Source organism: Streptococcus timonensis, assembly GCF_900095845.1.
Classification (GTDB): Bacteria; Bacillota; Bacilli; order Lactobacillales; family Streptococcaceae; genus Streptococcus; species Streptococcus timonensis.
Genome location: NZ_FMIX01000004.1, coordinates 461,976 through 487,269, shown reverse-complemented (window position 1 = coordinate 487,269; position 25,294 = coordinate 461,976). Strand labels below are relative to the sequence as shown.

23 protein-coding genes are annotated in these 25,294 nt (G+C 40.2%); 4 read left to right on the top strand and 19 right to left on the bottom strand.

The window, feature by feature from the left end; genetic code table 11:
* Positions 1–202: 202 nt before the first annotated feature.
* The 7 genes from ftsY to rnc all read right to left on the bottom strand — a co-directional run bounded on the left by ftsY (position 203) and on the right by rnc (position 9,030).
* The gene (gene ftsY, locus BQ2679_RS05585) at positions 203–1,561 is read right to left on the bottom strand and encodes a signal recognition particle-docking protein FtsY (protein ID WP_075567181.1); all 1,359 of its coding nucleotides are present in this window, start codon (positions 1,559–1,561) and stop codon (positions 203–205) included.
* A gap of 3 nt (positions 1,562–1,564) precedes the next feature.
* On the bottom strand, positions 1,565–2,383 hold the full coding sequence (locus tag BQ2679_RS05580) for a Cof-type HAD-IIB family hydrolase (RefSeq protein ID WP_075567179.1): 819 nt from the start codon (positions 2,381–2,383) through the stop codon (positions 1,565–1,567).
* Positions 2,383–3,174 carry a Cof-type HAD-IIB family hydrolase gene (locus BQ2679_RS05575; RefSeq protein ID WP_075567177.1) on the bottom strand — a complete coding sequence of 264 codons (792 nt, stop codon included), beginning with the start codon at positions 3,172–3,174 and terminating at the stop codon, positions 2,383–2,385. Before BQ2679_RS05575 ends, BQ2679_RS05580 begins: the two co-directional genes overlap by 1 nt.
* 120 nt (positions 3,175–3,294) lie before the next feature.
* The gene (locus tag BQ2679_RS05570) at positions 3,295–3,873 is read right to left on the bottom strand and encodes an HD domain-containing protein (protein ID WP_075568058.1); all 579 of its coding nucleotides are present in this window, start codon (positions 3,871–3,873) and stop codon (positions 3,295–3,297) included.
* Positions 3,874–4,053: 180 nt separating this feature from the next.
* Positions 4,054–4,713: a trimeric intracellular cation channel family protein gene (locus BQ2679_RS05565; RefSeq protein WP_006148259.1), complete on the bottom strand. Its 660-nt coding sequence runs from the start codon at positions 4,711–4,713 to the stop codon at positions 4,054–4,056.
* 88 nt (positions 4,714–4,801) lie between these two features.
* The gene (gene smc / locus BQ2679_RS05560) at positions 4,802–8,341 is read right to left on the bottom strand and encodes a chromosome segregation protein SMC (protein WP_075567175.1); all 3,540 of its coding nucleotides are present in this window, start codon (positions 8,339–8,341) and stop codon (positions 4,802–4,804) included.
* Complete coding sequence (gene rnc, locus BQ2679_RS05555; RefSeq protein ID WP_075567169.1) at positions 8,332–9,030, bottom strand: ribonuclease III; 699 nt, start codon at positions 9,028–9,030, stop codon at positions 8,332–8,334. The genes smc and rnc overlap by 10 nt, the downstream gene beginning before the upstream one ends.
* 153 nt (positions 9,031–9,183) lie before the next feature.
* On the opposite strand from rnc, the gene BQ2679_RS05550 reads away from it, so the two are divergent.
* The 3 genes from BQ2679_RS05550 to ffh are packed head-to-tail and all read left to right on the top strand — an operon-like array spanning position 9,184 to position 11,317.
* Complete coding sequence (locus BQ2679_RS05550; RefSeq protein WP_045615678.1) at positions 9,184–9,516, top strand: putative DNA-binding protein; 333 nt, start codon at positions 9,184–9,186, stop codon at positions 9,514–9,516.
* A gap of 2 nt (positions 9,517–9,518) precedes the next feature.
* On the top strand, positions 9,519–9,734 hold the full coding sequence (locus BQ2679_RS05545) for a 2-oxoglutarate:acceptor oxidoreductase (RefSeq protein ID WP_075567162.1): 216 nt from the start codon (positions 9,519–9,521) through the stop codon (positions 9,732–9,734).
* A 17-nt stretch (positions 9,735–9,751) separates the two neighbouring features.
* Positions 9,752–11,317, top strand: a complete 1,566-nt coding sequence (gene ffh / locus BQ2679_RS05540) for a signal recognition particle protein (RefSeq protein ID WP_075567160.1) — start codon at positions 9,752–9,754, stop codon at positions 11,315–11,317.
* A gap of 23 nt (positions 11,318–11,340) precedes the next feature.
* On the opposite strand, the gene BQ2679_RS05535 is transcribed toward ffh, so the two are convergent.
* From BQ2679_RS05535 to BQ2679_RS05510, 6 genes are all read right to left on the bottom strand, one after another.
* Positions 11,341–12,231: an RluA family pseudouridine synthase gene (locus BQ2679_RS05535; protein WP_075567157.1), complete on the bottom strand. Its 891-nt coding sequence runs from the start codon at positions 12,229–12,231 to the stop codon at positions 11,341–11,343.
* Entirely contained in the window at positions 12,221–12,682 is a 462-nt protein-coding gene (gene lspA / locus BQ2679_RS05530; RefSeq protein ID WP_075567155.1) for a signal peptidase II, read from the bottom strand. The genes BQ2679_RS05535 and lspA overlap by 11 nt, the downstream gene beginning before the upstream one ends.
* A complete protein-coding gene (locus BQ2679_RS05525; protein WP_075567153.1) occupies positions 12,679–13,587 on the bottom strand; it encodes a LysR family transcriptional regulator in 909 nt (302 codons plus the stop codon). The genes lspA and BQ2679_RS05525 overlap by 4 nt, the downstream gene beginning before the upstream one ends.
* 157 nt (positions 13,588–13,744) lie before the next feature.
* Entirely contained in the window at positions 13,745–14,350 is a 606-nt protein-coding gene (sodA, locus tag BQ2679_RS05520; protein WP_000974725.1) for a superoxide dismutase SodA, read from the bottom strand.
* Between the two features lie 69 nt (positions 14,351–14,419).
* Positions 14,420–15,457 carry a DNA polymerase III subunit delta gene (gene holA, locus BQ2679_RS05515; protein WP_075567151.1) on the bottom strand — a complete coding sequence of 346 codons (1,038 nt, stop codon included), beginning with the start codon at positions 15,455–15,457 and terminating at the stop codon, positions 14,420–14,422.
* A gap of 32 nt (positions 15,458–15,489) precedes the next feature.
* Complete coding sequence (locus BQ2679_RS05510; protein WP_075567146.1) at positions 15,490–16,425, bottom strand: dihydroorotate oxidase; 936 nt, start codon at positions 16,423–16,425, stop codon at positions 15,490–15,492.
* Positions 16,426–16,655: 230 nt separating this feature from the next.
* Here BQ2679_RS05510 and gdhA point away from each other — a divergent pair, with 230 nt between their 5' ends.
* On the top strand, positions 16,656–18,002 hold the full coding sequence (gene gdhA / locus BQ2679_RS05505; protein WP_075567141.1) for an NADP-specific glutamate dehydrogenase: 1,347 nt from the start codon (positions 16,656–16,658) through the stop codon (positions 18,000–18,002).
* A gap of 82 nt (positions 18,003–18,084) precedes the next feature.
* On the opposite strand, the gene alaS is transcribed toward gdhA, so the two are convergent.
* The 6 genes from alaS to BQ2679_RS05475 all read right to left on the bottom strand — a co-directional run bounded on the left by alaS (position 18,085) and on the right by BQ2679_RS05475 (position 25,270).
* The gene (gene alaS, locus BQ2679_RS05500; protein ID WP_075567138.1) at positions 18,085–20,703 is read right to left on the bottom strand and encodes an alanine--tRNA ligase; all 2,619 of its coding nucleotides are present in this window, start codon (positions 20,701–20,703) and stop codon (positions 18,085–18,087) included.
* 14 nt (positions 20,704–20,717) lie between these two features.
* Positions 20,718–21,203, bottom strand: coding sequence for an LURP-one-related/scramblase family protein (locus BQ2679_RS05495; protein WP_075567135.1), 486 nt, complete (start codon positions 21,201–21,203; stop codon positions 20,718–20,720).
* 285 nt (positions 21,204–21,488) lie between these two features.
* Positions 21,489–22,559, bottom strand: a complete 1,071-nt coding sequence (locus BQ2679_RS05490) for an ABC transporter substrate-binding protein (RefSeq protein ID WP_075567133.1) — start codon at positions 22,557–22,559, stop codon at positions 21,489–21,491.
* Positions 22,556–23,329, bottom strand: a complete 774-nt coding sequence (locus BQ2679_RS05485; protein ID WP_075567127.1) for an ABC transporter permease — start codon at positions 23,327–23,329, stop codon at positions 22,556–22,558. Before BQ2679_RS05485 ends, BQ2679_RS05490 begins: the two co-directional genes overlap by 4 nt.
* Positions 23,326–24,132 carry an ABC transporter permease gene (locus BQ2679_RS05480; protein ID WP_075567125.1) on the bottom strand — a complete coding sequence of 269 codons (807 nt, stop codon included), beginning with the start codon at positions 24,130–24,132 and terminating at the stop codon, positions 23,326–23,328. Before BQ2679_RS05480 ends, BQ2679_RS05485 begins: the two co-directional genes overlap by 4 nt.
* The gene (locus BQ2679_RS05475) at positions 24,113–25,270 is read right to left on the bottom strand and encodes an ABC transporter ATP-binding protein (protein WP_075567123.1); all 1,158 of its coding nucleotides are present in this window, start codon (positions 25,268–25,270) and stop codon (positions 24,113–24,115) included. The genes BQ2679_RS05480 and BQ2679_RS05475 overlap by 20 nt, the downstream gene beginning before the upstream one ends.
* Between the last annotated feature and the right edge of the window lie 24 nt (positions 25,271–25,294).

The following is a 25,294-nucleotide window of genomic DNA, read 5'->3' as shown; positions in this document are numbered from 1 at the left end:
ATGATCTAATTAAATTAAGTTCTAAATATTTAATAAGCAGGTCATAGTTCGTAAATAGAGAGATCCTCCTAAAGCACATAGTTAGCTTCATAAAGCAGTTTGAAAAACAAATCGCCACACCGGCAACCAGATATCGCCTATCGTGAGGATGGTCGACTAAAATAGAAAAAATATCCTGCAAGAATTCTTGCAGGATGTTCTTTTATATCAAACCTTCTAGAAGGCCCTTCATAAAGTTTTCTGAGTTGAACTCACCAATATCGTCAATCTTTTCACCAAAACCAATTAGCTTAACAGGGATATTGAGTTCCTCACGGATAGCAAGAACAACCCCACCTCGGGCAGTTCCATCAATCTTGGTTAAGACAATCCCTGTAACAGGAGTTATTTTTGAGAATTCTTTAGCTTGTACAAGAGCGTTTTGCCCAGTTGACGCATCAAGAGCTAGGAAGGTTTCATGAGGTGCTTCTGGCACTACGCGTTTGATGATGCGACCAATCTTTTCCAATTCAGCCATTAAGTTTTCTTTGTTTTGCAGACGGCCAGCTGTATCAATCATGAGAATATCAATACCATCTGCTACTGCTCGTTCCATCCCATCAAAGACAACGCTAGCTGGATCTGCTTTCTCAGGACCAGTAACGACAGGAACATCTACACGACGTCCCCATTCTGCTAACTGAGCAACCGCACCCGCACGGAAGGTATCAGCAGCAACAAGCATAACCTTTTTACCAGCTTGTTTGTATCGATTAGCTAATTTACCAATTGAAGTTGTTTTCCCGACCCCATTAACTCCAACAAAAAGCATAACCGTTAATCCATCTTGGAAGTTAATATTTTCATTATATACGCCGTCTTTTTCGTATAACTCCACCAATTTTTCGATGATAACACGACGAAGGGCATCAGGTTTCTTAGCATTCTCAAGCTTGGCTTCATAACGCAATTCTTCTGTAAGATTTGAAGCCACCTGCACACCAACGTCACTCATGATGAGCAGTTCTTCTAGTTCTTCAAAAAATTCTTCATCGACTGAGCGGAAATTTGCAAAGAAAGCATTCAAACGGGCACCGAACCCAGTACGAGTTTTCTTAAGACTACGGTCATATTTTTCTTGTACAGTCTCTTGCACTTGAGGAGTTTCTTCGATTACTTGGTTTGCTTCCTCTTCTTCAAAAAACTCTGTTTCTGCTTCGTCTGATTGAGGCTGAACAATTTCTTCCTCGTCACTATCATTTGAAGGAATATCTTCAACATGAGTCGGTTCCTCTTGAGGACTATCTGCCTCTTGGACTTGATTTAACTCTTCTCGAGAAACCTCAACTTCATCAACTGATTCGACAATAGTTTCTTCGTCAACCTCTGCTTCATTTAATCCTTCATCATTTTCTTCGGCTACGACAGTCCCATCTTGCTCTTTTACTTCGATATTTTCAGATTCTAGCGTCTCAGTTTGCTCGCTATCATCCGATAAATCAATGTTTTCTAGAGCTTCTTTGACAACATCTTCAATTTTAGGTTCTTCTATTTTTCCAAATAAACGGTCAAATAATCCCATTCTTTAGTTCTCCTTCAGTACATATTTTTCAATTGCCCAGGCGACAGCTTCTTCGTCATTAGTCATTGGTGTTACCACATTTGCCACAGCCTTAACTGCCGGCACAGCATTTTGCATAGCGACACCGAGACCGGCCCACTCAATCATCGAAAGGTCATTAGTTTCATCTCCGCAGGCCATAACCTGACTTTGGTCAATTCCCAGGTGTTCAATCAGTTTAGATAATCCTGTCGCCTTATGAACATTCTTTGGTGACCATTCTAGCAAGAGTTCACGTGATTTAAAAATTTCATATTGATCGAATAATTCTGGTGAAATCTTTTGAATAGCTGCATCCAAAGGTTCCTGAGGAAAGGCAGTCACACATTTATTGTATGTCACCTGACTAGACAAATCTTCAAATGCAGTTGGAACAAAAGTTAAAGCCGGGTTAAACTGAGCATATAAACTTTCTTGGTCAGACTGAATCTGGTAAACTGTTCCTTCTGAAATTGCATCTAAGGGGATTTCCAATTTTTCAGTTTCTTCATAAATACGTGTCACATCATCAATTGAAAAGACTGTCTTATCAAGAATCTCACCTGTATTTTTCTGAACCAATCCACCGTTGAATGTGATAGTATATTCGTCATCGTGACCATCTGTTCCAAGCTCTTTAAGGAAGAAATCCATGGCCTTGAGAGGACGTCCAGTTGTTAGGACTACTTTGACACCCTGTTCACGCGCAGCCTTTAAAGTCGCCTTGGTACGATCAGTCAATTTCTTATCTGTCGTCAGCAAGGTTCCATCCAAGTCTAGGGCAATTAATTTAATATCTGCCATTATAATCCCTCCATATAAGCGATAACTGATTGGTCCTTATGGTGACCGATAACTGTTTCGGCAAGTTCTAAAATCTCTGGACGAGCATTTTCAGGTGCGACTGGGTGCCCTACAACCTGCATCATATGAATGTCATTGAGATTGTCACCGAAGGCCATCACTTGGTCCATATCCAGATTTAACTTCTTAGCTAATTCGACAATCGCAACTCCCTTGTCCACATAATCAAGAACAATATCAATGGATTCAAAACCTGTCGTCATTGCCTTAACACCAGGCACATGTTCATTAACCCAAGCTTCGCCAGCTTCTACTGTCTCTTCAGTAAAGTTGGTTGTGAATTTAAAAATCTCATCGGTGATATCTTCAAGTTTGGCTACTTTTTGAATATTCTCATTGTAATGATGACTAAACATGAGATAGGTTTCATCTACAGTATCTAAAACATAACAAGCTTTCTTACCTGTCAAGAGCATTTTTCTTTCATCAAAATAGGGTGAAGTTTTTAGTTTTTCAAAGGTTGATAGATAAAAATCACGTGGCATAGTTGCTTCATATAGATCTTGTCCATGAAAACGAACCAGACTACCATTTTCAGCGATAAAAATAATCTCATCTTTGACATCCGCAAAATGTTTCTCTAAGGACAAAAGGCCACGTCCTGATGCTACAGCAAAGTAAATCCCTTTTTCTTTATAAGAATGGAGAAGCTTTTTTAAACGTTCCATATCAAATTGGCCAGCTTCATCCAAAAAAGTCCCGTCCATATCAGTTGCGACTAGTTTAATCATAAATACTCATATTCTCCAGTTATAAATCTATCTTCTATTATACCATAGAAAAAGTAAAAAAGACGTGCAGGATTGACACGTCCTTGTATTCTATAAATCTATCCGTAGAGCCAATTGTTATTATAAATATAACCCCCTTTCCACACTTTCTTGAATCAAATCTTCCGTCAGTTTCCATAATTCTTCTGATTCACTTTTTATGAACTTTTTCTTTTCTAATACAATGTCTGCACTTATGTTATCAGGGTTATAATTTAATTCTGACACTTCTAAGTGATTTATCAGTGGTACCAATGCATCGATCACTCTTGCATATCTTGCTTCAGCACTCTGCCCTTTTTCAAATTCCAACCACAAATTTTTCATATTCAAATATTTATCTTCTGGAAGGAGGCTCATTGTTTTTTCTAGAGATTCTAACTCTCTATCATGAGAATGAACCTTTTTCTCATCATCAAAAACCCAAGTATCTCCGGCATAAATCTCACCTAAATCATGAATCAATAACATAGAAATAACTTTTTCCATTTTCAACTTTTCAGGATAATAATCTTGAAGAACTATAGCAGCTATAGCACCTTGCCAAGAATGCTCGGCACTATTTTCAAATCTTCCATCAAGAGTTCTATTAAATCTTGTTACTGACTTTAACTTCTCTATTTCTTTAATAAAATTGACTGAATTCTTTAAATTACTCATTGTAGCTCCTATCTTATTTAAAATTTTAGATATAATACCAAAAAATATAAATTTCATCAAATATTTCCCGTATTTGCAAAAAATAAAATAGCGCCTAATCCATGCAAGATTAGACGCTTGATTAAACTTGTAATTTATAAAATATTTATCAATTGAGTGATTGAACTTTCCTTCCATCAATCAATTCCAAGTCTTTTTATCCATATTTGGCAAAGAGAGCTTAAACTTAATAATACAGAGTCGAATCACAAAACCGACAATTGAGAGAATGATAAAAGCAGTGATTCTTGGAAAGTGAAGGACAAAGGCCAACCAGTAATAAATAACGCCAATTACAAAAGATAGAAGGGCATAGATGTCCTCTTTTAGAACACTTGGGACTTCATTAATCAAGAGATCTCGGATGATACCTCCGCCAGCACCTGTTAAACAGGCCAAAATCCCAGCAGACATTAGATTCAACTTACTATCTGCCAAGGCTGTAGCCCCGATTAGAGAGAAGATAATCAATCCAATCGAATCAAAGATAAGATAAGCTTCTCTCAGCCACTTATAGAATTTTTTTTCTTGACTAGCATTGGCTTGTTTTGATGTCACAAAGGCATACATAATAACAGCTACAAGAATAGAGACATAAATCGGTCCAGGATCTGCGAGAGCGGAGGGAAAACGACTGATAATAGAATCTCTTAAAATACCCCCGCCTACTGCTGTTACAATTGCCAATAAACTAATTCCAAAAATATCTAAACGTTTACCAAATCCCTTGATGGCTCCTGACGCCGCAAAGGCTATAGTCCCAATATAATTACAAATCATTAGGAATAAGTCAAAATCCATAGAATCTCCTCATTGATGTATGTTAGCCTTCTCCTATATTGAAGGCACTTAGAAATCTTATTCTCAGATATGATTAAATGAATTCTGACTAGGCATCCATATTATCAATATCTTTTAATTTGACTGAAACTATCTTAGAAATACCAGATTCCTGCATGGTAACTCCATAGATTGAGTCTGCTGCCGCCATAGTTCCCTTACGGTGGGTAACGACGATAAACTGGCTATCCTTGTCAAATCGATTGAGATAATCTCCAAAGCGTTTAACATTAGCCTCGTCAAGTGCAGCCTCTACTTCATCCAAAATAACAAATGGAATGGTCTTGACACGAATGATTGAAAAGAGCAAGGCCAAAGCTGACAAGGCCTTCTCTCCACCACTCATAAGATTGAGGGATTGGATTTTCTTGCCTGGTGGTTGAACAGAGATTTCAACACCCGCTGTCAATAAATCTCCCTCTGTCAGGATTAGGTCCGCTTGACCACCACCAAACATCTGCTTGAAGGTCACTTTAAAGGACTCACGAATAGCTTCAAAAGTTGATTTGAATCGTTCCTTCACTTCATCATTCATCTCTGTAATGGTTTCAAGAAGAAGATTTTTGGCAGAAAGAATGTCATCTCGCTGACTATTCAAGAATTCCAAGCGTTCGTGAACTTCGTCAAACTGTTCAATGGCATCTAAATTAACTGGACCAAGTGAACGGATAGATTTTTCCAAATCCTTGACCTTTTGTTCAGCGAGAGGCAAGTCTTCCAATTGGTTGGCTTGCTGCAAAGCTTCCGTATAGCTAATCTGGTATTCTTCAGTCAGTTGACCTTGAAGATAGTGAAGGCGGTCCGTAATCTTCTCTTTAGTCGCTTCCGCTCGAGTCTGCTTACGAATCCATTCTTCATTTTGCTGACGAGCTTGTTCTAAATGACTAGCAATATCATCCAATTGACCTTCAATATCATCCAGTTCAAACTGCTTACGAATAAGCCCTTGTTGAATTTCTTCCTTCTGACTCTTAGCTTCTGCTTCCTGCTTGGTCAAAAGTTCCGTATCAACCTTTTCAAGATTGTCTACCTTTTCTTGGAGAAGACGTTCAATCTCATCTTGCTCCATATCAAGATATTCAAGTTCTTTGTTGATACGCTCACTATCCGCAACTTCGTAACGTTTTCGCCCTATCATTTCTGTTTTGAGCAGACGTTCTTGAGAAAGTTTATCCTGTAAGTTTTGGTAACGTTCTTGAATCGCATTTTTATTGGACTTGATTTCTTCAATCTCAGACTCCAGCTTTTGCTTTTCAGTTGCGATGATTGAGAGACGTTCTTGGCATTTTTCTTTTTCAGCTTGCCAATCTCCACCTCTTAGATTGTTTAATTCTTTTTCCTGAAGTTCTAAAAGTGTTTCGAGTTCTTCGACTTGTTGGCAAGTTTGTTGATAAGCCAGATAGAAGCCTTGCTCCTCTATTCGAGCTTGCTCTCCTTGAGACTTAATAGTCTCCAAAGTTTGACTGAGGGCTGTCAAGCCTTCTTGAACAGATTTCAGATTTTCTTCCTCTTGACGAAGAAGTTTTTCTTCTTGAGCAATTTCCTTTTGTAACTGCTCCAATTCAGGCTTGATGAAAATACTGTTATTTTGACGATTAGCACCACCAGCATAAGAACCACCTGTTCGCAATTCTGTACCATCGAGAGTTACCATACGAACCTGATAACGTACCTTACGAGCTGCATCACGCGCATGCTCTACCGTATCAAAGATTGCTGTTGTAGCTAGCAAGTTTTTAAAAATAGCTTCATGCTTGGCATCAAAAGTAACCAATTCATCTGCCATTCCAAGAAAACCTGGACTTGAGGCAATCACATCTTGATTCTGACCTGAAATGCTACGAGCCTTAATAGTTGTTAAAGGCAGGAAGGTCGCACGACCAGCTCGGTTTCGTTTAAGGAAATCAATAGCTTTAGTCGCTGCCTGTTCATCTTCAACGATGATATGTTGGCTACTTGCCCCGAGGGCAATTTCAAGAGCTGTTTGATAACGAACATCAAAAGTTAAATGTTCACTGACCGCTCCGACAATACCGCCCAGGCGATTTTTTTCTTGTAGAACACTCTTAACACCTGCATAGAAATTACTATGGTTTTTAAGAATGTTTTCCAGACTTTGCGCCTTGGCCTGCTTGTTTTTCAAACTATCTAGGCGGTCAAAAAGTTGATTTTGCTGACTTTGATAAGCCTGCTTTTGTTCTTCTTCCTGTTTAGCATGTGTCTGATAGTCAGCAAGCAAGGTCTGTACTTTTTCTTTTGCTGATTTTAGATCAGCCTCTTGTTCACTTGCCTTTGACTTGGCAGAAGCTAATTGTTCCTTCAAGGACTCCAATTGTTCTTCTTGCTTTTGAGTCTGTTGGCGACTATTTTCAAGATCATTTTCAATCCGTGTCAACTGGTTAGAGACATCTGCTTCTTCCTGCAAGAAAGCAACAAAGCGCTCACGCAGTTGCTCAATCATCTGATCAGGATCATCAGAAAATGCTTCTAACTCAGCTTCTAAACGATTGAGCTCCTTGGTATTGACTGCTAGATTTGCTTCTAACTGACTGAGATTTGCTTCTTTTTCTTCCTTCTCTTGAATAAGAGCATTTCTCTTTTCATCCAAACTAGCCAAACGAGCTTGAGCCTCTTGTTGATTGAGAGCAACCTGCTCTGTCTCCAGTTTAGACAAGGCCAATTTCCGTTCTAAATCACTGATTAAAGCAGTCAAGTCCATCAAACTAGTTTGATCTTTAGTCATCTCTGCTTGTAAATCTTGTCTCTGCTTCTTGAGAGATTGATTTTCAAGTTCTAGTGACTCGCGTTTTTGATAATAACTAGTCAACAGTTCTTGGACTTGGTTTAATTCTTCTTCTGTTAGATCCAATTCAGCCTTATTGGCTTGAATTTGTGCAACTAAAACATCTAAGTAGATGGCTTTACGCTGATCGTCCAAGTCCATAAATTTACGAGCTGTTGCTGCTTGTTTTTCTAATGGCTTGATTTGATTATCTAACTCATAGATGATATCTTCCAAGCGATCTAAATTGTCTTGAGTTTGTTGGAGTTTACTTTCTGTTTCTTTGCGACGAGTTTTATATTTCAAGACTCCCGCTGCCTCTTCAAAAATAGCGCGACGTTCCTCAGGCTTAGAGTTAAAGATTTCTTCGACCTTCCCTTGGGAAATGATGGAGAAGGAATCGCGTCCAAGTCCAGTATCTAAGAAAAGATCATGAATATCACGAAGACGGACTTTTTTGCCATCAATCTTGTATTCACTATCCCCAGTACGATAGATATGACGCTCCACCTTAATTTCCTGTCCTGCATCCTTGATGAAACCGTCCTGATTATCTAGAGTAACAACTACAGAAGCATAGTTTAATGGTTTTCTACTTTCTGTCCCTGCAAAGATAACATCAGGCATCTTCCCACCACGAAGACTTTTGACACTGGATTCCCCAAGAGCCCAGCGTAAACTTTCTGTGATGTTAGATTTTCCAGAACCATTGGGTCCTACAACTGCTGTTACTCCTTGGTCAAAAACAACCTTGGTCTTATCAGCAAAGGACTTAAACCCCTGAATCTCAATTTCTTTTAAATACATGAATCCAGTCCTTCCTCAACTGCATTTTTAGCGGCTTCTTGTTCGGCCAATTTTTTTGATCGTCCTTGACCCCTACCTAAACTTTGACCCTCGACAAGGACTTCAACCTCAAACATCTTATCGTGGGCAGGACCATTTTCCGAAATCACCTGATAACGAATATCGACATCACCATTGACTTGGAGTAATTCTTGGAGGTGAGTCTTGTAGTCTTTAATCATCTCAAAATCACCAGCCTCAACCTTCGGTATCATGACCTGATAGATAAACTCTTTTACCGTAAGTAGATTCTTATCTAAAAGCAGGGCACCCAAAAAGGCTTCGAAAGCATCTCCCAAAATGGTATCTCGATTACGGCCTCCAGATTTTTCCTCTCCCTTACCTAGCTTGATAAACTGGTCAAACTGGCAGTCACGGGCAAAACCAGCTAAACTCTCTTCACGTACAATCATGGCACGGAGTTTAGACAGGTCACCTTCTGGTTTTTTAGGATATTTTTTGTACAGATATTCTGAAATCAATAATTGCAGAACAGCGTCTCCTAAAAATTCCAAGCGTTCATTGTGTGAAATTTTTAAGAGGCGGTGCTCATTGGCATAACTAGTATGAGTAAAAGCTGTTTCAAGTAACTGTTTATCTGAAAAAACAAGCCCAAAATGTTGCTCTAACACGGTTTCTAATTCTTTCATAAGAACCTCTTTCTAAAACATTATAATCCTATCCATTATACCAAAAAAAGGTTTCTTAGTCAGAAAATAACAGTTAAAAGTCCTTTTTCTGACTTGTGTTTAAAATCAATCCATTACTAGCAGTTCAAGCTATTTTTTGGTATAATAAATCTTATGGAAATTGAAAAAACCAATCGAATGAATGCTCTGTTTGAATTTTATGCAGCCCTTTTGACTGATAAACAAATGAACTATATCGAACTCTATTATGCAGATGACTATAGTTTAGCTGAAATTGCTGAAGAATTCGGTGTTAGTCGTCAGGCTGTTTATGATAATATCAAACGAACAGAAAAGATACTGGAAGACTATGAGATGAAGCTTCATATGTACTCTGACTACATTGTCCGCAGTCAGATTTTTGATCAGATCATTGAGCGCTATCCAGAAGATGCTTTTCTCCAAGAGCAAATTGAGATTTTAACAAGTATTGACAATCGGGAGTAATCATGGGCAATCTAGTTATTTATCAAGGAATACCTTGCAAACTATTAGCCGCAGAGGAACCATTTCCTAGTCGACTACAGATTATCTCGTCCAATGATATCTCCAAAGCTATGCAAATAGGTTTTAGCTGTTGGGGATATCCAAATGAAATCATGAAAGAAGTCACACCCGAAGAACTAGAGTGTTTGCAACATTTCGGACGATTTCCACTGAATTGAATAAATAGGAGAAAAATATGGCATTTGAAAATTTAACAGAACGTTTGCAGAACGTCTTTAAAAATCTACGTAAAAAAGGAAAAATCACAGAGAGTGATATCCAAGAAGCAACCAAGGAAATTCGTCTGGCTCTTTTAGAAGCCGACGTTGCTTTGCCTGTAGTTAAGGATTTTATCAAAAAAATTCGTGAACGCGCGGTCGGGCATGAAGTCATTGATACCCTCAATCCAGCTCAACAAATCATCAAGATTGTCAATGAAGAGTTGACGGAAGTTCTTGGTTCTGATAAAGCTGAGATTATCAAGTCTCCAAAAATCCCAACCATTATCATGATGGTCGGTTTGCAAGGGGCTGGTAAAACAACCTTCGCTGGAAAACTTGCTAACAAACTCAAAAAAGAAGAGGATGCTCGTCCTCTGATGATTGCAGCCGACATCTATCGTCCTGCGGCCATCGACCAGCTCAAAACACTGGGACAACAAATTGATGTTCCTGTCTTTGCTCTTGGGACTGAAGTTCCTGCAGTTGAGATTGTTCGCCAAGGTTTGGAGCAAGCTAAAGCCAACCATAATGACTATGTTTTGATTGATACGGCCGGTCGTTTACAAATCGATGAACTTCTCATGAATGAGCTCCGTGATGTCAAAGCTCTTGCTCAACCAAATGAAATCCTTCTCGTCATCGATGCTATGATCGGTCAAGAAGCTGCTAACGTTGCAAGAGAATTTAACGCTCAATTAGAAGTTACTGGTGTCATCCTTACCAAGATTGACGGGGACACTCGTGGTGGTGCTGCCCTTTCTGTTCGTCATATCACAGGAAAACCAATCAAATTCACTGGTACTGGTGAAAAGATTACCGACATTGAAACCTTCCACCCTGACCGTATGGCCAGCCGTATTCTCGGTATGGGAGATATGCTGACTCTGATTGAGAAAGCTTCCCAAGAGTATGATGAGCAAAAAGCCCTTGAAATGGCTGAAAAGATGCGGGAAAACACCTTTGATTTCAACGATTTCATCGATCAGTTGGATCAAGTGCAAAATATGGGGCCAATGGAAGATTTGCTAAAGATGATTCCTGGTATGGCCAACAATCCTGCCCTTCAAAATATGAAGGTGGATGAAAAACAAATCGCTCGCAAACGTGCTATCGTCTCATCTATGACTCCTGAAGAACGTGAAAATCCAGATTTACTAACTCCAAGCCGTCGTCGTCGTATCGCAGCTGGTTCTGGTAATACCTTTATCGATGTCAACAAGTTCATCAAAGACTTTAACCAAGCCAAACAACTCATGCAAGGTGTCATGTCTGGTGACATGAACAAGATGATGAAGCAAATGGGCATCAACCCTAACAACCTTCCTAAAAACATGCCTAGTGGCATGGATATGTCAGCCCTTGAAGGAATGATGGGACAAGGTGGTATGCCGGATATGTCTGCTTTTGGAGGAGCTGGAATGCCTGATATGAGCCAGATGCTCGGTGGAGGTCTCAAGGGTAAAATCGGTGAATTTGCCATGAAACAATCCATGAAACGTATGGCCAACAAAATGAAAAAAGCTAAGAAAAAACGCAAATAAAAAGGACTTAATTGAGTCCTTTTTTAGTTTTTTCGAAGTTTCTCTAAAGTCTCTTTGAAGATAGCTGGAATATCAGCAGTAAATTCCATAGTTTCCCCAGTTCTTGGATGGGTAAATCCTAGCGTCTTGGCATGGAGAAATTGCCCATGTCCCTTTAAGGTTTTACGAGGTCCATAAACCTCATCACCAGCGACAGGATGACCGATATAAGCCATGTGCACACGGATTTGATGAGTTCGTCCTGTTTCCAGTTGCAACTCTAATAAAGAATAGTCACCAAAGCGTTCTAAGACTTGGAAACGTGTCACTGCTGATTTTCCTTTGGCAGTCACAGCTTGTTTCTTGCGGTCTTTTTCGCTACGACCAATCGGCGCCTCAATGACACCACGGTCATTTGGAAGATTCCCATGAACGATGGCCCAATATTTTCGAAGAGATTTCTTATCCTTGAGTTCTTGGGCAAGTGCTAAATGCGCTTCATCATTTTTAGCAATCATGAGAAGCCCAGATGTGTCCTTATCGATACGATGAACAATCCCTGGTCGAAGCACACCATTGATTCCAGAAAGATCCTTGATATGATACATAAGGGCGTTTACCAAGGTACCACTGGTATGACCAGCACTTGGATGAACGACCATTCCTTGAGGTTTGTTGACTACTGCTACATCTTCATCTTGATAAATGATTTCTAAAGGAATATCTTCAGCTACATACTCCAAGACCTCTGGTTCGGGAACTTGATAGGTGATGACATCCCCCTCTTGGACCGTATACTTGGCTTTCTTGACCTGGCCGTTGACCAAGACTTGACCTGACTTGATTTGTTCATTGGCGAGACTACGAGACAATTCTGTCAAATCTGACAAAGCCTTATCTAAACGTACCCCGCCTCTTTCAATTTTAATTTCCATTCATTTCCTCATTTAGCATTGCAAGTAATAACACAACGACCCCTACTGTCAGATAACTATCAGCCACATTGAAAATCGCAAAATTGATAAAGTCTAAGTGAAACATATCCACGACAAATCCTTGGCTAATGCGATCAATGAAGTTTCCCAGACCACCTGCAATAATTAGAATCAATCCAAAGACTGTCCAGATGGAATCCTCTATATGCTTGTGCAAATACCAGATAGCCCCTGCCATAACTACTAGAGTAATCACCGCAAAAAACCACTGTTGATCTTGAAGCATAGAAAAAGCTGCCCCCCTATTTTGCAGATAGGTTAAACTAACTAGATTTGGGATCCATGATTTGATTTCACCAAGAGCAATATTCTGAACGACATAGGACTTTACCAATTGATCTAACACGATTAAGGCTGCTATGATTCCTGCTACTATTCCTCTTTTTTTCATTCTTTCCTCTTCTGACTAAAATACTCTTGCATGACCTCTACAAATAAAGTCCCTGCTTGACTCAAGTCTACTTCCTCACGTTTGACATAAACCATACGATTATTAAGATTATCATTTAGTGGAATAACGGTGATTCCGTTAACGCTGTCGCTATCCAAGAATCCAGAACCAGTCGCATAAGCATTTGTTCGTTCAAGAATTCCATTTAAAGTAGCGCGGTCTGTTACGTTAAACATCTGAGAGCTGGCACTTGTATCCACAAAGTTTTCTGAGTAATAGAGATATTCATCCTTTTCTTGTGTGAAACGAACTGTTGGCAAATCAACTAAATCTTCCATGACCAACTCTTTTTTCTTAGCTAAGGGGTGACCTTCACGTAGATAAATGTGAGTTTGGAAAGAAATCAACTCAATCACTTCAAGACCTAATTTTTCAATCCGCTGCATGATACCCTTTTGGTTTTGATTGTTGAGGTAAATAATCCCAATCTCACTATGACCTTGGGCTACTTCATCCAAAATCTGAACAGTTGTAGATTCAAAAATACGGAAATTTTTATAGTCTGGGTACCTTTGAGAAAAAGTTGTGATAGTCGGTGGCAAGAAATCATAGTGCTGACTGGCTATTGAAAACTCATCCTTTTCCTCTTCAGGATTGGCATACTGATTCTGGAAAACATCAAATCCTTTGACCAACTCTTGGGCCTTTTCATAAAATTCCATTCCACGACGAGTAAGAAAGGTACCCGAACTAGTTCTGCGGAAAATCTTGAATCCTAGCTCTTTCTCCAGATCTCTTACAGAAATAGATAGACTGGGTTGGCTAACGTACATTTTCTCAGCCGCTTCACGAAAAGTACCACTATTTGCAATAGCAACAACATAACGTAATTGTTGAATATTCATGATTTCTCCTTCGATTTCTATCTTATCATTATACCATAAATCAAGCCTATCCAACAAAGGAAAATCATGAGACAGTTACTTCTAAAAAAGGCAAACAAAAAAACACCTTTAAAGCTAGACCCAAAATCCAACTAAAAAGGGGTGTTATCAAATGCGATTATTTAGCTGCTGCGTAAAGCTCGTCTACTTTATTCCAGTTAATAACTGAGAAGAAAGCTTTGATGTAGTCAGGACGAACGTTGCGGTATTTCACGTAGTAGGCATGTTCCCAAACGTCCAAGCCCAAGATTGGTTTCTTACCTTCTGAGATTGGTGTGTCTTGGTTTGCTGTTGAAGTCACTTCAAGCTTACCTTCTTTGTTAACAACCAACCATGCCCATCCAGAACCGAAACGAGTTGTTGCTGCCGCAGTAAATGCTGCTTGGAATTCTTCGAATGAACCAAATGTTGCATCGATTGCTGCTGCAAGTTCTGCTGAAGGAGCTGTTTTTTCTGGAGTCATCAATTCCCAGAAAAGAGCATGGTTCAAGTGGCCACCACCATTATTGATAAGCGCTTGACGGATATCAGCTGGGATAGATTCAACATCTGCAAGCAAAGCTTCAAGGTCTTCACCGATTTCAGGGTGTTTTTCAAGAGCTGCATTTGCGTTATTTACATATGCTTGGTGATGTTTGTCATGGTGTAAATGCATTGTTTCAGCATCAATATATGGTTCCAAGGCGTCGTAAGCGTATGGAAGATCTGGTAAGATAATAGCCATCTGTAATACCTCTTTTTCTTTCTATATAAAAATGATAACGCAAACAACCTTTTTTTTCAAGATATTTGCTCAATTTGACTGGCTCGCAATCTGTAAAAGAGCCCTTTCAAATAGGTAGTTTTTCTCATAGACACCAGTTTTGATTTGGTAATCAGCCTGAATGAGATAACGAATAGAATCTTGTAGGAAATTCAGGGACAATCCTCGCGTGTCACGAAGGGCAAATTTGATTTGATAGGGATTCGGATTGCGACCAAGATAGTGACCCAAACTGCTGACCATCTGTGATTCTGTCTGACCAGACTCTTGCAATATTTTTACCTGTGTATAGAGTCTAAACTGCCCCAGCATAATGGCAATCAGTTTAATCTCATCTTCTCCTTGCAAGGTCAAATCTCTCACTAAGTCCCTTGCTTGATCTATCTTCTTCGCTAGGATGAGCTGGGTTAAGTCAAAGATATTATCCTGCAGGGTTTTGGGGATAGCTTGAACGATGTCCTCTTCAGTGATGTGGCCATCAGTCTTGTAGGATTCTAAAAATAAAAGATTCTTTTGAATTTCACTAAATTGAAAACCAGACTTGATGAGTAGATGGTCGAAAGCTTTGTTATCAAATACCAAGCCTTGTTTTTGAGACAATTTTTGAAAATAAGCTCGAATCTCCTGCTCTTTTGGCTCAAGAGCTTCAAATATCTTAGCATCTCTCTTGAGAATTTTAACTAGACGTCGCTTGCTGTCTAGTTTACCTTCTGCAAAAATAACTAATTTACTAGTAGGAGAGGGATTTTCTAGATATTCTTCAAAAGACTTGAGTTCATCATCTGACAGATAACGTTTTTTAGCAGTTGTAATATCCAAAAAGTGATCTAGGATCACAATCTTTTCATCCGCAAAGAAAGGGAGGCTAACCAATTCTAACTCTACATCCTTGTAGGAAACTTCCTTCATATCAAAATGTGAGAAATTTAAATCAGCTGGATCATAACCAATTTGCTCTAGCACTTGCGCCTTCATGACTTCAAACTGGCCCTGATCATTCCCAGTAAACAGGGTTAGGGCAGGCAAGTTTTCTAAGGTCAACTGCTGACTTTCTTCAATGGCGAGCATCTCTTCTCCTTTCTTCTTATTTTTAAATAGATTTAGTCAATATAGTGCAATTTCCCACGGAAGTCTTCCAAGGATGCATAGCCTTTATCTTCCATGATTGCTTTTAGTTCAGCTGTGATACGTTCAAAAGCGCTAACGCCTTCTTTATGCAAGGTTGTACCAATCTGAACCATGCTGGCTCCGCAAAGGATATGTTCAAAGGCATCCCGTCCTGTCAAGACACCACCAGTCCCGATAATTTGAATTTCTGGTTTCAAACGTTGATAAAAGGCATGAACATTAGCAAGGGCAGTTGGTTTAATATATTCTCCACCAATACCACCAAAGCCATTTTTAGGGCGAATAACCACTGTTTCATCCTCAATATAAAGACCATTTCCAACAGAGTTTACACAGTTAACAAACTTAAGTGGATACTTGTTAAAAATCTCTGCTGCTTGGTCAAAGTGAACAATGTCAAAGTAAGGTGGAAGCTTAATTCCTAGAGGTTTTGTAAAGTAGGCAAAGACTTCTGATAAGATACGATCAGTTGTTTCAAAGTCATAGGCAATTTGAGGTTTACCTGGTACATTTGGACAAGATAGATTGAGTTCTGTCAAACCTTTATAGTCACTTGCTTGTACTTTCTTCAAGATGGTATGTGTTTCTTCAGGAGACATACCCACTAAAGAAAGGAAGAAAGTTCTATTTGGTTCTTTTTCCTGTAAATCTAAGAGATAGTCTAAATAGTATTCGAGACCATTATTAGGTAAGCCCATGGAGTTAATGGAACCGAGCGGAACATCTTGATAGCGTGGTTCTGGATTTCCCTGACGGAACTTCAGGGTAGCTGTCTTGGTTACAAAAGTTCCAGCCGCAGAGTTTTTAACTCCTTCTAACTCTTCAATCGTCATACAAGCCACACCCGCTGCATTCATTAAGCAATTACCAAACTCAAAGCCCGCAATTTGTGTTTTAGTTGATACCATCTATCCAATTCCTCCAGATACCTTTTATTTTTAATATTATACCATAATTTGATTTCTTCTATTTAAAAAAGCTTGTTCTAGTGGAATCGTTCGTCTTTTACCTTAACACTTCTCAGTCCGTTTCGTTAATTGAAAGAATTTTTAGAAAATTCACCTTTTTTTCTTTACACTAAAATAAAATTCTGTTATAATGGCTCACGTAATAAACTAGGACAATAAAGGAGAACGATATGACATCTGCTAAAGAATATATCCAAAGCGTGTTTGAAACTGTAAAAGCTCGTAACGGGCATGAGGCTGAATTTCTCCAGGCGGTTGAAGAGTTCTTCAGCACTTTGGAGCCTGTCTTTGAAAAACACCCTGAGTATATTGAAGAAAATATCTTAGCACGTATCACTGAGCCAGAGCGCATTATTTCCTTCCGTGTTCCATGGGTTGACCGTGATGGCAAAGTACAAGTCAACCGTGGTTATCGTGTTCAATTTAACTCAGCTGTTGGACCATATAAAGGCGGACTTCGTTTCCACCCAACGGTAAACCAAGGGATTCTGAAATTCCTCGGATTTGAACAAATCTTTAAAAATGTTTTGACAGGACTTCCAATCGGTGGAGGTAAAGGGGGATCAGACTTTGATCCTAAAGGTAAAACTGACATCGAAGTGATGAATTTCTGCCAAAGCTTTATGACAGAATTGCAAAAATACATCGGCCCTTCACTTGACGTTCCTGCTGGAGATATTGGTGTTGGTGCTCGTGAGATTGGTTACCTCTACGGCCAATACAAACGCCTCAACCAATTTGATGCTGGTGTCTTGACTGGTAAACCAGTCCCATTTGGTGGAAGCTTGATTCGTCCAGAAGCGACTGGTTACGGGCTTGTTTACTACACTGAAGAAATGCTCAAGGCCAACGGCGATAGCTTTGCGGGTAAAAAAGTTGTTATCTCTGGTTCTGGTAACGTTGCTCAGTTTGCCCTTCAAAAAGCTACTGAACTTGGTGCTACAGTTATTTCTGTATCGGACTCAAACGGTTATGTTATTGATGAGAATGGTATCGACTTTGATCTTCTGGCAGATGTAAAAAATAAACGTCGTGCTCGTTTGACTGAGTACGCTGCTGAAAAATCTACTGCTACTTACCACGAAGGTTCTGTATGGACTTACACTGGTAACTACGATATCGCTCTTCCATGTGCGACTCAAAACGAGATTAACGGTGAAGCTGCGAAACGCTTGGTTGCTCAAGGCGTCAAAGTTGTTTCCGAAGGTGCCAACATGCCTAGTGACCTTGATGCTATCAAAGTCTACAAAGAAAATGGCCTTCTTTACGGACCTGCCAAAGCTGCCAATGCTGGTGGTGTAGCTGTATCTGCTCTTGAAATGAGCCAAAACAGCCTTCGTCTTTCATGGACACGTGAAGAGGTTGATGGTCGTTTGAAAGGTATTATGACCAACATCTTCAACACAGCTAAAACAACTGCAGAAACATACGGTCTTGGTACTGACTACCTTGCAGGCGCAAATATTGCAGCCTTTGAAAACGTAGCAAATGCTATGATTGCCCAAGGTATCGTTTAATTCTAAAAAATGAACTCCTCACTATTCGTGGGGAGTTTTTCTAATGCCAAAAAAACCTATCCAAATGGATAGGTTTTTTTGATTACAATTTACCTGCTACTGCATCCAATAATTCTTGGATTTTCGCTTGATTGCTTCCTCCTGCCATGGCCATGTCTGGTTTACCACCACCACGTCCATCAACGATTGGAGCCAATTCTTTGATGACATTACCTGCGTGCACATCTTTTGTCTTGCTGGCTACAAGGACATTCACCTTGTCACCAATGGCTGCGACAAGAACAAGGACGTCAGAGTAATCTTTTTGTTTCCAATTATCCGCAAAGGTACGAAGGGCACCTGCATCTGATACAGAAACTTGACTAGCAATGTAACGGTGGCCATTTGCTTCTTGAACATTCTTGAAGACATCGCCAGCTGCCGCTGCTGCTGCTTTTTCCTTCAATTCTGCATTTTCTTTTTGCAATTGACGGAGTTGTTCTTGAAGTCCTTCAACCTTGTGAGGTACTTCTTTGAGTTGAGGAGCTTTCAAGGTTGCTGCGACTGCTTTCAGTGCATCTTCTTGTTCACGATAAGCTTCAAAGGCTTCCTTACCAGTCACTGCCAAGATACGACGAGTTCCTGAGCCGATTCCTTCTTCTTTAACAATCTTGAAGAGACCGATTTCAGAAGTGTTACCTACGTGAGTACCACCACAAAGTTCAACTGAGTAGTCACCAATCGTTACAACACGGACTTCCTTACCGTATTTCTCACCAAAGAGGGCCATAGCTCCCATTTCTTTGGCTGTGTCAATGTCTGTCTCAACGGTCTTAACTGCGATGGCTTCCCAGATCTTCTCATTAACTTGTTGCTCAATAGCACGCAATTCTTCTGGAATTACGGCTTGGAAGTGGGTGAAGTCAAAGCGGAGGAATTCTACTTCATTAAGTGAACCTGCTTGAGTTGCATGGTGGCCAAGGATATTGTGAAGGGCCGCATGGAGCAAGTGAGTTGCTGTGTGGTTCTTCATGACACGGTGACGACGATTGCTATCGATGGCCAAAGTGTATTCTTGGTTCAAAGCAAGCGGTGCAAGAACTTCAACAGTATGAAGAGCTTGTCCATTTGGTGCTTTTTGAACATCCGTTACAGTCGCTACAAGGTTTCCTGCAGCATCCAAGATTTGACCGTGGTCTGCAACCTGTCCACCCATTTCAGCGTAGAATGGAGTTTCTGCAAAGATCAGAGAGGCAGTTCCTTCTGAAACAGCTTCTACTTCTGCATTGTCCGCTACAATAGCCACTAACTTAGAAGGCAATTGGCTAGCATTGTAGTTGAAGACACTTTCTACAGTGATGTTTTGAAGAGTTTCGTTTTGCATCCCCATTGATCCGCCTTTGACAGCAGATGCACGCGCACGTTCTTGCTGCTCTTTCATGGCTGCTTCAAAGCCTTCACGGTCTACGGTCATTCCAGCTTCTTCAGCGATTTCTTCTGTCAATTCTACTGGGAATCCATAAGTATCGTAGAGTTTAAAGACATCTTGTCCAGCGATAACTGTTTGGCCTTTTTCTTTCAAGTCTGCTACGATACCTTGGGCAAAGTGCTGACCTGAGTGAAGGGTACGGGCAAATGACTCTTCCTCGCTCTTCACAATTTTTTCGATAAAGTCACGTTTTTCAAGAACTTCTGGGTAGTAGCTTTCCATGATTTTTCCAACAGTTGGAACCAATTTGAAAAGGAAAGGCTCATTGATACCCAATTTTTGACCATGCATTGAAGCACGACGGAGAAGACGACGAAGGACATAACCACGACCTTCATTTCCAGGAAGGGCACCATCACCGATAGCAAATGAAAGAGAACGGATATGGTCTGCAATAACCTTGAAGCTCATGTTGTCGCCATCTTGGTCATAAACCTTACCAGATAACTTCTCAACTTCGCGAATGATAGGCATAAATAGGTCTGTTTCAAAGTTAGTCTTAGCACCTTGGATAACAGCTACCAAACGCTCCAAACCAGCACCCGTATCAATGTTCTTGTGTGGCAATTCCTTGTATTCGCTACGAGGTACAGCTGGGTCTGCATTAAATTGTGACAATACGATATTCCAGATCTCGATGTAACGGTCGTTTTCGATATCTTCTGCGAGAAGGCGAATACCGATATTTTCTGGGTCAAAGGCTTCCCCACGGTCAAAGAAGATTTCTGTATCTGGTCCAGAAGGTCCAGCACCGATTTCCCAGAAGTTGTCTTCGATTGGAATCAAGTGACTTGGATCTACTCCCACTTCAATCCAGCGGTTGTAAGAATCTGTATCGGCTGGATAATAAGTCATGTAAAGTTTTTCAGCTGGGAAGTCAAACCATTCAGGACTAGTCAAAAGTTCATAAGCCCAAGTAATGGCTTCGTCACGGAAGTAATCCCCAATTGAGAAGTTTCCCAACATTTCAAACATGGTATGGTGACGAGCAGTCTTACCTACGTTTTCAATATCGTTGGTACGGATTGCCTTTTGTGCATTGGTAATACGTGGGTTTTCAGGAATGATAGTTCCGTCAAAGTATTTCTTGAGGGTTGCTACCCCAGAGTTGATCCACAAAAGTGTTGGGTCATTGACAGGAACTAAGCTAACAGATGGTTCTACAGAGTGGCCTTTACTTGCCCAGAAATCAAGCCACATTTGGCGGACTTGTGCACTAGATAATTGTTTCATAAAAATCTCCTTTTTTAATCTGATTGGCTTTCTAGCATCTCTACATAGTCGATAGCGACGCAGAGAGAAATAACTAGGTCTGCATAAGAGTCTTCATAGACTGTTACGGTATAAGTAGAGGTTAAATGGAAAAGTTCTTTCCTTATCTCAGCTATCACTTGGTCACGGTCATCCAGAAGTTTAAAATTTAAATCCCAGATATTCCCTTCGATACGAAGACCAAGATTATCAAATTCATATTTATCTCTAAAGAAAGTAAATTTCTTTCGGATATAAAAGCTATCTCCGTTAGTCAGTTGAATTTCAAAACGAGGCAAGAAGGTTAAGACTTCTTTTCGAATCTCACTGACCTTTTGGTTATCAGCATCATAGATAGTAAAGGTTTTGGGAATCTTAAAAAAAGAACCCTCTACCTGATAGGCGATTTCTCCCCTATCATCCTTGATATCAAAACGTTCACCACCTAGGCGAAATTTTTGTTTGACAAGAAATGTTCTCATAAACACCTCCAAAAATAAAAGACAAATCCATATCACGAAGGGCGAAAAACCGCGGTACCACCTTCATTCAATGAACTTGTCATTCTCTTGTTCTTATGCAATTATGTGATTGAGTAGCATGATTTTCTATCTTAGATGGCTCGCAGCACCGCCATTTCTCTGGACTAAGACAACTGAAAATCAATTCTCAACATTCCTATTATACTGTTTTTTAATGATTGAGTCAACTGGGAAATCAAACAAAAAACGAACCAGTTTAACTGATTCGTTTTGTTTTATATACTCCTACTTCCGATACATCTTAAATTGTAGGAAGAGGTCACTGTAGATCCCTGTCCATTTATGGTCAAATTTTTCATAAACTTCGAGATGTTTCATTGTATCTGCATCGGGATAGAAGGACTTGTCCTCTTTTGTCTCCTCTGGGAGCATTTCCTTAGCAGCATTGTTTGGTGTTGAATAGCCGACATACTCTGCATTCTTGAGAGCATTTTCAGGATTCAACATAAAGTTGATAAAGGCATAAGCTGCATCTTGGTTCTTGACAGTTTTAGGAATAACCATGTTGTCAAACCAGAGGTTACTTGCTTCTGTCGGCACGACATATTTGAGGTTAGGATTCTTTTCCAACATCTGGCTAGCTTCCCCTGAGAAGGTCACACCGATAGCAGCATTGTTCTGAATCATGTAACCCTTCATCTCATCGGCTACAATTGCCTTGATATTAGGAGTCAGCTCATACAGTTTATCAACTGTTTGTGACAGTTGTTGAGGATCTTTTGAGTTAAGGCTATAGCCTAGTGAGTTAAGACCTAACCCAAGTACTTCACGCGCCCCATCAAAGAGCATGATCGAATCCTTGTATTCTGGTTTCCAGAGGTCGTCCCAATGTTCAGGTGCTTCTTCCACCATGGTTTCATTGTAGACAATTCCCAAAGTTCCCCAGAAGTATGGGATAGAATATTCATTGTTTGGGTCAAAGGACTGGTTGATAAATTCTGGACCAATATTCTCAATTCCCTCAATTTTACTATAATCCAGTGGAACTAAAAGGTCTTCATCCTTCATTTTGTTAATCATGTACTCACTTGGGATGGCAACATCATAGGTTGTTCCACCCTGCTTGATTTTCGTGTACATGGCTTCGTTAGAGTCAAAGGTTTCGTACTGGACTTGAATCCCTGTTTCTTCTGTAAATTTCTCCAGAAGTTCAGGGTCGATATAATCTCCCCAGTTGTAGATGACCAATTTTTGGCTGTCACGACTATTGATTTTACTATCAAGATGGTAAGAAATTCCCCACAAGACAAGGATAATAGCTAAAATTCCTGCTAAAAATGAATAGAGTCGTTTCATACTTGCTCCTCCTTCTCACGTGAAATGAAGTAATACCCTACAACCAGGATAATACTAAAGAGAAAGACCAAGGCTGAAAGAGCATTGATTTCTAAGGAAATACCCTTACGAGCTCGAGAGTAAATCTCAACTGAGAGGGTTGAAAAACCATTTCCTGTTACAAAGAAGGTCACGGCAAAGTCATCTAGTGAATAGGTGAAAGCCATAAAGTAGCCTGCGATGATAGACGGCGTTAAGTAAGGAAGCATAATTTCCTTGAACATCTGGAACTGACTAGCTCCAAGGTCATAGGCCGCATGGATCATATCCCCATTCATCTCTTTCAATCGTGGCAAGACCATGAGCACTACGATTGGAATCGAGAATGCTACATGACTGGAAAGTACCGTCAGAAAGCCAAGTGAAAACTTCAGTTGGGTAAAGAGAATCAAGAAACTGGCACCAATCATAACGTCGGGTGCAACCATCAAAATGTTATTGAGAGATAGAAAGGCTTCTTGGTATTTTTTACGTGATTGGTAAATATAGATAGCCCCAAAAGTCCCAATCACTGTTGCTATCAAGGCTGAAAGAAAGGCTAGTAAAAAGGTCTGAACCAAGATGAGCATGAGTCTTCCATCTCCAAACATGGTTTCAAAGTGAGTCCAGCTAAAACCTGTAAAGCTATTCATATCATCCCCGGCATTGAAGGCATATCCGATCAGGTAAAAGATTGGCAAATAAAGGACGATAAAGACAAAGGCTAGGTAAAGATTTGATAATTTTTTCATCGTTCTCTCCTTTCCTTAGTCATCCACATAGTGATAAACATAGTCAGGATAAGAACAACACCGATAGTTGACCCCATACCGTAGTTGTCATTTGTCAGGAAGTTCTGCTCGATGGCAGTCCCCAAGGTAATCACTCGGTTCCCCCCAATCAAACGGGTCAACATGAAGAGACTCAAACTTGGGATAAAGACAGATTGAACTCCGCTTCGCACCCCGTTCATAGACAGAGGGAAGATGACATGACGGAAGGTTTCCCACTTGGTTGCACCAAGGTCATAGCTGGCATTGATGAGATTGTTTTCCATATCATCCAAGACATTGAAGATGGGCAAAATCATAAATGGAAGCTCGATGTAGCTTGCTACAAAGATAAATGAGAAATCTGTAAATAGCAACTGCTGAGAACCAATTCCGATAAACTCTAGGAATTGGTTGATAGAGCCATTTTGACCAAAAATTCCGATAAAGGCATAGGCCTTAAGGAGAAGATTGATCCAGGTTGGCAAGATAATCAGCATGAGCCAGAGTTGACGGTGTTTGAGACGAGTCAAAAAGAGAGCTGTCGGATAACTGATAAGAAGCGTCACTAAAGTCACAATCCCTGCATAGAGAACAGAGTTGAAGCTCATTTTGAGATAGGTCAAATTTTGTGACGCAAAATAGGATTTATAGTTTTCTAAACTGAACTGGCCTTCAATGTTGAAAAATGATTGTCCAAAAATCAAGACCAAGGGTGCGAGGACAAAAAGTGCAATCCAAAGCATGTAGGGCACTACAAAGAGTTTAGAGGTTGTTTTCTTCATCTCTTTCCTCCTCGATAGCGTTTATCAAACCTGCTTCTTGCTCTTCGATTTCTACGTACTCTTCGATACGAGCATCGAACTCTTCTTCTGTTTCATTGAGACGCATGATGTGGATGTCTTCTGGTTCAAAGTCCAGACCGATTTCCTCACCAACGATGGCCTTACGAGTCGAATGAATCATCCATTCGTTACCAAGTTCATCATAAGCGATAATCTCATAGTGAACTCCACGGAAGAGCTGAGTATCGACCTTCACTTGGAGCTTTCCTTCTTCTGGCAGAGTAATGCGCAAGTCCTCTGGACGAATGACGACTTCGACTGGTTCATTTGGCTTCATCCCACCGTCGACCGCTTCAAATCGTTTGCCATTGAACTCGACCAAGTAGTCCTCAATCATGGTCCCTGGCAGGATATTTGATTCACCGATAAAGGTGGCAACAAAGTGGTTAATGGGCTCATCATAGATATCAACTGGTGTACCAGACTGAACGATTTCACCGTCATTCATAACAAAAATCCAGTCGCTCATGGCCAAGGCTTCTTCCTGATCATGGGTAACAAAAACAAAGGTGATACCCAAACGTTGTTGCAGTTCACGGAGTTCGTACTGCATGTCTGTCCGCAACTTCAAGTCAAGTGCTGACAAAGGCTCATCCAAGAGCACCACACGAGGCTGGTTGATAATCGCACGCGCAATAGCTACACGCTGACGTTGTCCTCCAGATAACCTACGGATAGAACGTTTTTCATAGCCTTCAAGCTGTACCATCTTGAGAACTTCTAATACACGTTTTTCAATTTCTTTTTTATCGACCTTTCGCAATCGCAATGGAAAGGCAACATTTTCAAAGACATTCATGTGCGGGAACAAGGCGTAAGATTGGAAGACCGTATGAACATCGCGCTTATTGGTCGGGATGTCATTGATACGAACACCGTCTAGCAAAATATCACCCGTCGTTGCGTCTAGCAAACCTGCAATGATATTTAGGATGGTTGATTTTCCTGAACCAGAAGCTCCTAGCAGTGTATAAAATTTTCCTTCTTCCAACTCAAAGTTAATATCCTTGAGAACCTTAGTGTCACTATCTTCAAAAACTTTAGTAACGTTTCTGAATTCGATAATTGGTTTTTTCAATTCCTCTAAATTCCTTTTTCTTCG

What these genes read in the sequence shown, in the direction of transcription:
- BQ2679_RS05545 (WP_075567162.1), top strand. Translation starts at nt 9,519, where the DNA reads ATGGGCAATCTAGTTATTTATCAAGGAATACCTTGCAAACTATTAGCC.
- BQ2679_RS05580 (WP_075567179.1), bottom strand. Translation starts at nt 2,383, where the DNA reads ATGGCAGATATTAAATTAATTGCCCTAGACTTGGATGGAACCTTGCTG.
- BQ2679_RS05550 (WP_045615678.1), top strand. Translation starts at nt 9,184, where the DNA reads ATGGAAATTGAAAAAACCAATCGAATGAATGCTCTGTTTGAATTTTAT.
- BQ2679_RS05570 (WP_075568058.1), bottom strand. Translation starts at nt 3,873, where the DNA reads ATGAGTAATTTAAAGAATTCAGTCAATTTTATTAAAGAAATAGAGAAG.
- ftsY (WP_075567181.1), bottom strand. Translation starts at nt 1,561, where the DNA reads ATGGGATTATTTGACCGTTTATTTGGAAAAATAGAAGAACCTAAAATT.
- BQ2679_RS05510 (WP_075567146.1), bottom strand. Translation starts at nt 16,425, where the DNA reads ATGGTATCAACTAAAACACAAATTGCGGGCTTTGAGTTTGGTAATTGC.
- holA (WP_075567151.1), bottom strand. Translation starts at nt 15,457, where the DNA reads ATGCTCGCCATTGAAGAAAGTCAGCAGTTGACCTTAGAAAACTTGCCT.
- BQ2679_RS05575 (WP_075567177.1), bottom strand. Translation starts at nt 3,174, where the DNA reads ATGATTAAACTAGTCGCAACTGATATGGACGGGACTTTTTTGGATGAA.
- alaS (WP_075567138.1), bottom strand. Translation starts at nt 20,703, where the DNA reads ATGAAACAATTATCTAGTGCACAAGTCCGCCAAATGTGGCTTGATTTC.
- smc (WP_075567175.1), bottom strand. Translation starts at nt 8,341, where the DNA reads ATGTATTTAAAAGAAATTGAGATTCAGGGGTTTAAGTCCTTTGCTGAT.
- gdhA (WP_075567141.1), top strand. Translation starts at nt 16,656, where the DNA reads ATGACATCTGCTAAAGAATATATCCAAAGCGTGTTTGAAACTGTAAAA.
- BQ2679_RS05525 (WP_075567153.1), bottom strand. Translation starts at nt 13,587, where the DNA reads ATGAATATTCAACAATTACGTTATGTTGTTGCTATTGCAAATAGTGGT.
- sodA (WP_000974725.1), bottom strand. Translation starts at nt 14,350, where the DNA reads ATGGCTATTATCTTACCAGATCTTCCATACGCTTACGACGCCTTGGAA.
- ffh (WP_075567160.1), top strand. Translation starts at nt 9,752, where the DNA reads ATGGCATTTGAAAATTTAACAGAACGTTTGCAGAACGTCTTTAAAAAT.
- lspA (WP_075567155.1), bottom strand. Translation starts at nt 12,682, where the DNA reads ATGAAAAAAAGAGGAATAGTAGCAGGAATCATAGCAGCCTTAATCGTG.
- BQ2679_RS05490 (WP_075567133.1), bottom strand. Translation starts at nt 22,559, where the DNA reads ATGAAACGACTCTATTCATTTTTAGCAGGAATTTTAGCTATTATCCTT.
- BQ2679_RS05535 (WP_075567157.1), bottom strand. Translation starts at nt 12,231, where the DNA reads ATGGAAATTAAAATTGAAAGAGGCGGGGTACGTTTAGATAAGGCTTTG.
- rnc (WP_075567169.1), bottom strand. Translation starts at nt 9,030, where the DNA reads ATGAAAGAATTAGAAACCGTGTTAGAGCAACATTTTGGGCTTGTTTTT.
- BQ2679_RS05495 (WP_075567135.1), bottom strand. Translation starts at nt 21,203, where the DNA reads ATGAGAACATTTCTTGTCAAACAAAAATTTCGCCTAGGTGGTGAACGT.
- BQ2679_RS05565 (WP_006148259.1), bottom strand. Translation starts at nt 4,713, where the DNA reads ATGGATTTTGACTTATTCCTAATGATTTGTAATTATATTGGGACTATA.
- BQ2679_RS05485 (WP_075567127.1), bottom strand. Translation starts at nt 23,329, where the DNA reads ATGAAAAAATTATCAAATCTTTACCTAGCCTTTGTCTTTATCGTCCTT.
- BQ2679_RS05480 (WP_075567125.1), bottom strand. Translation starts at nt 24,132, where the DNA reads ATGAAGAAAACAACCTCTAAACTCTTTGTAGTGCCCTACATGCTTTGG.